The 6,758-nt window shown below is 61.8% G+C and carries 6 protein-coding genes and 1 pseudogene; 4 read left to right on the plus strand and 3 right to left on the minus strand.

The features are described from left to right. Nucleotides 1–2 precede the first annotated feature (2 nt). Genes ACWGXF_RS21355 through ACWGXF_RS21365 form a run of 3 tightly spaced genes read left to right on the plus strand, consistent with a single transcriptional unit; the run spans nt 3 to nt 1,536 of the window. Complete coding sequence (locus ACWGXF_RS21355) at nt 3–536, plus strand: RDD family protein (RefSeq protein WP_256630132.1); 534 nt, start codon at nt 3–5, stop codon at nt 534–536. An 11-nt stretch (nt 537–547) separates the two neighbouring features. Then, nucleotides 548–946, plus strand: a complete 399-nt coding sequence (locus tag ACWGXF_RS21360) for a diacylglycerol kinase (protein ID WP_034356988.1) — start codon at nt 548–550, stop codon at nt 944–946. Continuing rightward, nucleotides 943–1,536 carry an LOG family protein gene (locus tag ACWGXF_RS21365; protein WP_034356985.1) on the plus strand — a complete coding sequence of 198 codons (594 nt, stop codon included), beginning with the start codon at nt 943–945 and terminating at the stop codon, nt 1,534–1,536. The genes ACWGXF_RS21360 and ACWGXF_RS21365 overlap by 4 nt, the downstream gene beginning before the upstream one ends. A gap of 143 nt (nt 1,537–1,679) precedes the next feature. On the opposite strand, the gene ACWGXF_RS21370 is transcribed toward ACWGXF_RS21365, so the two are convergent. Next, nucleotides 1,680–2,018, minus strand: coding sequence for a P-II family nitrogen regulator (locus tag ACWGXF_RS21370; RefSeq protein ID WP_003056652.1), 339 nt, complete (start codon nt 2,016–2,018; stop codon nt 1,680–1,682). A gap of 51 nt (nt 2,019–2,069) precedes the next feature. Next, a complete protein-coding gene (locus tag ACWGXF_RS21375) occupies nt 2,070–3,716 on the minus strand; it encodes an NAD+ synthase (protein ID WP_256630131.1) in 1,647 nt (548 codons plus the stop codon). Here ACWGXF_RS21375 and ACWGXF_RS21380 point away from each other — a divergent pair. Next, the gene (locus ACWGXF_RS21380) at nt 3,715–5,031 is read left to right on the plus strand and encodes a GNAT family N-acetyltransferase (protein WP_256630130.1); all 1,317 of its coding nucleotides are present in this window, start codon (nt 3,715–3,717) and stop codon (nt 5,029–5,031) included. The two genes, ACWGXF_RS21375 and ACWGXF_RS21380, sit on opposite strands and share 2 nt — an antisense overlap. A gap of 59 nt (nt 5,032–5,090) precedes the next feature. Here the strand turns inward: ACWGXF_RS21380 and ACWGXF_RS21385 are convergent. Next, nucleotides 5,091–6,689: pseudogene (locus tag ACWGXF_RS21385) on the minus strand (methyl-accepting chemotaxis protein); the annotation flags it as partial. Nucleotides 6,690–6,758: the final 69 nt, after the last annotated feature.

Here is a 6,758-nt window from a genome sequence, read left to right on the forward strand (position 1 = left end):
TCATGCAGCAAAACACCCGGCCGGCAGCCCCATCGACTCCTGACTTCATAGCACCAAGCCTGCGTCGCCGCATGGCTTGCTGGCTTTATGAAGGCATGCTTTTGTTTGGCGTGGTGTTCATCGCCGGCTATTTGTTCGGAACGCTGTCGCAGACGCGCAATGCACTCGACAATCGGCATCTGCTGCAGGCCTTCATGCTGGTGGTGCTGGGGATCTACTTTGTCTGGTTCTGGAGCAAGGGCCAGACGCTGGCCATGAAGACCTGGCATATCCGCGTGGTCGATACCCAAGGCCGCCCCCTGACGCAAACCCGCGCCCTGCTGCGTTACGCAGCCAGCTGGATGTGGTGGCTGCCACCGCTGGCCCTGCTCTACCCGCTGGGCCTGCCGCCACTGGAGGTTCTGGTGCTGCTCATGGGCTGGATTCTGATCTGGGCGCTGCTGAGCCGCTTTCACCCCAGAAAGCAGTTCTGGCACGACGCCTGGGCCGGCACCCAGCTGGTGCATCAGGCCCCCACTCCCAAACGCATCCGCTGACCCGCCCCTCCATGAGCACCTCCTCACCCGACCCCGTCAACCCGCAAAAAAGCCGTACCGGACTGTCCCGGGTGCTGCATGCCGGCGGCTACTCACTGGCTGGCCTCAAGGCCGGCTGGCATGAAAAAGCATTCCAGCAAGAAGCAATCTGTGCTGCCGTCATGATTCCTCTGGCGCTCTGGCTGGGCCAGAGCTGGGAGCAGACAGCGCTGCTGGCCGGCACCGTCATCCTGGTGCTCATTGTGGAATTGCTCAATACCGGCATAGAGGCAGCCATAGACCGTATTGGGCCCGAATGGCACGAACTGTCCAAGAAAGCCAAGGACATGGGCAGCGCTGCTGTATTTCTGGCCCTGTGCCTTTGCGGAGCCGTCTGGGCTGCCGCTCTTTATCACCGTTTCATCGTATGACTCAACCCGCTTTTTCCATTTGCGTGTACTGCGGCTCACGCCCCGGCACCAACCCTCAATTCACCGAAGTCGCCAAGGCCGTGGGCCAATGGATAGGCTCGCGCGGCGGCCAGCTGGTCTATGGCGGTGGACGCAGCGGCCTGATGGGCGTGGTGGCCGAAGCCACGCAACAAGCTGGCGGCCGTGTCGTCGGCATCATCCCTCAGGCACTGGTCGACAAGGAGCTGGCCAACCAGGCCTGCGACGAACTGCACATCGTCAAGAACATGCACGAACGCAAGGCCATGATGGCCGAGCGCAGTGATGCCTTCGTGGCCCTGCCCGGCGGCATCGGTACTTTTGAAGAGCTGTTCGAAGTCTGGACCTGGCGCCAGCTGGGCTACCACGACAAGCCCGTCGGCATTCTCAATGTGGATGGCTATTACGACGCCATGCTGCAGTTTCTTCAGTCCTGTGTGGGCAACGGCTTCATGGGCGAGTGGCAGATGGGCCTGGTCGAAAGCAGCAGCGACACCTCGGCCCTGCTGCAAAATCTCGTCCAGAATGCCGGCAGCCAGCTGGATACACCGCCTCTGCGCTCGGTAATCTGAGCCCTGAAAAACACTGCAGGGAGGCATCCGCCGACCCGTAGCGCTGCCTGCAGTGCACACACCCAGCTCCGGACCATGAAAAAAGCCAGACTCAAGGTCTGGCTTTTTTCATAGGGCGCATGACTGGGGCGCGACATGGCGACTTAGACAGCAGTGTCGTCAAGCTCACCCGTACGGATGCGCACCACGCGCTCCACGGGGGTGATGAAGATCTTGCCGTCACCAATCTTGCCGGTGCGCGCGACGTTGACGACGGCATCCACGCAGCGGTCCACGTCTTCATCTCGCACCACGACTTCGATCTTCACCTTGGGCAGAAAATCCACCACATACTCCGCGCCACGATAGAGCTCGGTATGGCCTTTCTGGCGGCCAAAACCCTTGACTTCGGTCACGGTCAGACCATTCACCCCACACTCGGCCAGGGCCTCGCGCACTTCCTCGAGCTTGAAGGGCTTGATGACGGCGGTAATCATTTTCATGGGGCTGGTTCCTCAATGGATTGAAATCGGCAAAACACCGGAGGCAGAACCTCAGGCGCGAAATTTGTTGATGATGGGGTAGCGCCAGTCCTTGCCAAAGCTGCGCATTGTCAGACGTGGACCGACCGGCGCCTGGCGACGCTTGTACTCGTTGATTTGTATCAGACGCGTGACCCGCTCCACATCCGCAGGCGCAAAACCCTCAGCGACGATGGAGCTTATGCTCTCGTTGTTTTCCATGTAACGGGACACGATGGCATCCAGCACCTCGTAGTCCGGCAGGCTGTCCTGATCCTTCTGATCGGGGCGCAGCTCGGCGCTGGGCGGACGCGTGATGATGCGCTCGGGAATGGGGTCGAGCCCCGTGCCGAAGGGATCGTTGGCATTGCGCCAGCGTGCCAGCGCAAACACCTCGGTCTTGAACACATCCTTGATGACGGCAAAACCGCCGGCCATGTCGCCGTACAGCGTGCAGTAGCCGGTGGACATCTCGCTCTTGTTGCCCGTGGTCAGCACGATGGAGCCAAACTTGTTGCTCATGGCCATCAGCAGGGTGCCGCGAATACGGGCCTGCAGGTTTTCCTCGGTCGTGTCTTCGGCGCGTCCGGCAAAAGTGCCAGCCAGCGCTGCCTTGAAGGCTTCGAACTGCGGCGCGATATCGATCTCTTCGTGCTGCACGCCCACGCGCTCGGACATTTCGCGCGCATCCAGCCAGCTGATATCGGCTGTATAGGGCGAAGGCATCATGACCGTGCGCACCTTGTCCGCACCCAGTGCGTCCACGGCGATGGCCAGCACCAAGGCCGAATCCATGCCGCCCGACAGGCCGATGAGCGCACCCGGAAAACGGTTCTTGCCCACATAGTCGCGCACGGACAGCACCAGCGCCGACCAAAGCGCATGATGGTGGTTCAGCTGGGGCTTGACTTGCCCCATCAGCGTCACGCGCCCATCCACCAGCTGCGCAGCCATCATGGGCAGCTCTTCCTCGAAGGCCGCCGCACGCGCCGACACCTGACCGCTGGCGTCCACCGCAAACGAGCAGCCGTCGAACACGACCTCGTCCTGGCCGCCCACCAGATGGGCATAGACCAGGGGAACCGCATTTTCCATGGCGCGCTGCGCAATCACCGCCTCGCGCTCGGAGGGTTTGTCGCTATGGAACGGCGAGGCATTGATGACGGCCAGCAACTGGGCGCCTGCGGCCACGGCCGCCCGCGCAGGGCCAGCATGCCAGGCGTCTTCGCAAATCAGCAGTCCGATCCGGATGCCGTCCAGCTCGAAGACACAGCTTTCCTCACCGGCCGCAAAGTAGCGCTGTTCGTCGAACACGCCAAAGTTGGGCAGCAGTTGCTTGAAATAGCGCGCAATCTGCTGACCATCGCGCAGCACGCTGGCAGCGTTGAACAGTTTCTCACCTTGCTCATCGCGCTGCGGGTGACCGATGACCAGCGCCAGCCCCGGCCATTGGGTACTGGCTTGCTGCAACTGCTGCAGGGCCGCATCGCAGGCTTCCAAAAATGCCGGACGCAGATACAGGTCCTCAGCCGCGTAGCCACACAGGGCAAGCTCGGGCGTGAGCAGCAGGCGGGCACCGTTGGCATAAGCTTCAGCAGCAGCGGCGATGATTTTCTGGACATTGCCAGAGAGGTCTCCCACAACAAAATTGCGTTGGGCACAGCAAATGGAAAGCGTCATGAAAAGCAAGCTAGGCGGTGAGGCCACCAGCCCCCGCGACAATCAGGGCATGGCCGAAAACAAGATTATCACTCGCGTGCTTGCCAGCGTGCAGCAGCTGGACGCACAAACCTGGAATGTGCTGCTGGCCTCTCAATCCACGCCCACGCCCTTCATGCGCCACGAATACCTGGCAGCCATGGAACAAAGCGGCAGCGCCACGCCCGATACCGGCTGGATCGCCCGGGTCATCACCGTCTGGGACGGCGATGAGTTGCTGGCGGCCTGCCCCCTCTATATCAAGACCCACTCCTACGGCGAATATGTGTTTGACTGGGCCTGGGCGCGCGCCTATCAGCAGCATGGCCTGCCTTACTACCCCAAGGGATTGCTGGCCGTCCCCTTCACGCCCGTGCCAGGCTCCCGCCTGCTGGCACGCAGCCAGGCGCTGCGCGTGGCGCTGGTGCATGCCGTCCAGGCCTGGGCAGCCGAGCAGCAGCTGTCATCGCTGCACCTGCTGTTTGGCGATGCCGACGATCTTGCTGCCTGCGCCGCAGCCGGCTGGATGCAGCGCAGCACAGTGCAGTTTCACTGGACGAACACGCCGCCCGCCAGCATGCAGACCTGCGCCGGCACTGCGACAGCACCGTCCCGCTGGAAGGACTTCGACGACTTTCTGGGCTCGCTGAACCAGGAAAAGCGCAAAAAAATCCGCCAGGAGCGACGCAAGATACGCGAAGCCGGCGTGAGCTTCAAAGCCATGCAGGGTAGCGACATCGGTGCGCAGGACTGGTCCTTCTTCTACCGCTGCTATGAGCGCACCTACCTGGAGCATGGCAACCCGCCGTATCTGAAACCGGAGTTCTTTGCCTCCATGGCCTCGGCCATGCCCGAGAACTGGGTGATGTTCATCGCCGAGCGCAACGGACAGCCTGTCGCCTCAAGTTTGATAGCTATTACCGCTTTGCAGTCAATGACTTCAGCATCAAAACCTTTGTTTTTTGAGGATGAACAAGCGCAAGCAGCTATTAATAACAAGGCGGCCTATGGTCGCTACTGGGGCGCTCTGGAACGGGTCGACAGCCTGCATTTCGAAGCCTGCTACTACCAGCCCATCGAATGGTGCATCGCCAACGGCTTTACCCGCTTCGAAGGCGGTGCCCAGGGCGAGCACAAGATGGCCCGCGCGCTGCTGCCCGTGGAAACACCGAGCGCCCACTGGGTGGCCCATCCCGCTTTTGCCGATGCCATCGAGCGCTTCCTGCTGCGCGAGAGCGAAGGCATGGCTCAATATGTGGAAGAGCTGCAATCCCATAGTCCGCTGCGCAAGGCCTGAAGGCTGAGACAAAAAAGGCCGCTTTGCAGCGGCCTTGAAGCTCAGTCTCCAGGAGACATTCAGAAGGTTTCCCAGTCATCCTCATCCAGCGAGGACTTTTGCACATTACGGGCAGTAGCGGATTCGCCAGCAACCGCGCCCCCCATCAAAGAGCGCGGGGCTGCCGGCATGGGGGCAGGACGGGCAGCCACACGACGGACAGGTGCCTGACGCGCCGGGGCGGCAGCGGCGACCACGGCCGGCGCCGCAGCACGGGCTGCAGCCTTGGGTGCCTGGTCATAAAGCGCACTGGCAGGCAACTGGAAGACCGCCACAGCCTGAACCAGATCCTGCGCCTGCTTGCGCAGCGCACCGGCGGCAGCAGCACTTTCCTCCACCAGCGCCGCGTTTTGCTGCGTCGTCTGATCCATCTGCGTCACCGCCTCGCCAACCTGGGCCACACCCTGGCTCTGCTCCTGGCTGGCGGCACTGATCTCGGCCATCAAATCCGTCACCCGGCTGATCGCCGACACGATGTCGGCCATGGTGGCACCGGCCTTGTCCACCAGTTGCGTGCCCTGCTCCACCCGCTGCACGCTGGTGCTGATCAAGGCCTTGATTTCCTTGGCTGCCTCGGCACTGCGCTGGGCCAGGGTACGCACCTCGCCCGCCACCACAGCAAAACCACGGCCCTGCTCACCGGCGCGCGCTGCTTCCACGGCCGCATTCAGCGCCAGGATATTGGTCTGGAAGGCGATGGAGTCGATGACAGTGATGATGTCGGCAATCTGCTGGCTGCTGTTGTTGATGCCCTTCATGGTTTCCACCACTTCGGCCACCACGGCACCGCCCTGCGCTGCCACCTGGGAGGCATTCATCGCCATTTGATTGGCGGCACGGGCGTTGTCGGCGTTCTGGCGCACGGTAGAGCCCAGTTGCTCCATGGAGGCCGCGGTTTCCTCCAGCGCACTGGCCTGCTCCTCGGTGCGACCGGAGAGATCAGCATTTCCCGAGGCAATCTGCGAACTGGCCGAGGCCACGCCTTCCGCGTTCTGGCGTACCGAGCGCACGGTCTGCACCAGACTGCTTTGCATACGCTCCAGGGCACCGAGCAAGCGGCCTGTTTCGTCCTCTCGCTCCACGCGGATGACGCCGCTCAGATCCCCATTGGCCACACGGTCCGCGGCCTGCACCGCCTGCTCCAGCGGCGCACGGATGGAACGCACCAGCCAGATGCCTGCCCCTGCAGCCACCAGCACCGCAATCAAGGCAGCCAAGGCAAGCATGCTCACAGCCCGGTCGTAAACCTTCTCCGAAGCCAGAGTCTCGCCCCTTGCCACATCGCCGTTGAACTTGATCAGCTTTTGCAGAGTCGCCGAAGACTGGTCATAGAGCTTGAGAGATTCGCCTCCCAGCAATTGTTTGGCCTGCTCTTTATCGCCTCGACGCGAAATTTCGAACAGTTGCTTGTTCAACTCGACGTAGCGCTCCCGTTCGCGCAGGAACTGCGTGTAGAGCTCGCGCTCCTCGGCAGTGACAATCAAAGGTTCATAGAGCTTTTTTGCCTCCGCCAGGTGTTTCTGCAATTGCTCGAATTGAGCTTCCACCTGAGCCATATAGCCGGGCTCCTCATTATTGACATGCCGCAACTCGAGCAAGCGGGTACGCGCCGGCGTTGTTGCACAAATGCCGGTCGCAGCTGAGGTAGGCTCGGGAGATGAGAGAGACGAGCTGGGGTCGGGTTAAGT

This window comes from Comamonas sp. HJ-2 (genome assembly GCF_053615495.1).